Below are 260 nucleotides of genomic sequence, written 5' to 3' on the forward strand. Positions count from 1 at the left end.
TCCGTCAGCACCGCCGGGTGGATGCCACGGGCGAGGTCGCGGAGCTCCTGGAGGGCGAGCTTCACCTCGCCGTGCGCCTCGTCGACCATCTTCGCCGCGGCCTCCGGGTCCTCCAGGACCTTCTCCTTCGCCAGCCCCAGCCCCATGGCGAGGGCGACGAGCCGGGCCTGGGCGCCGTCGTGCAGGTCGCGTTCGATGCGCCGCAGGTCGGCGGCGGCCGTGTCGACCACGACGCCCCGGTCCTGCTCCAGCTCCGCGAC

General features: G+C 74.6%; 1 protein-coding gene. It reads right to left on the bottom strand.

Going from position 1 to position 260, the window contains the following annotated elements:
* Positions 1–260 (bottom strand): histidine kinase (locus tag JNW98_RS25150; RefSeq protein ID WP_223770576.1); only part of this gene is annotated, 260 nt, incomplete at both ends.

This window comes from Streptomyces huiliensis, from assembly GCF_020037025.1.
GTDB lineage: Bacteria > Actinomycetota > Actinomycetes > Streptomycetales > Streptomycetaceae > Streptomyces > Streptomyces huiliensis.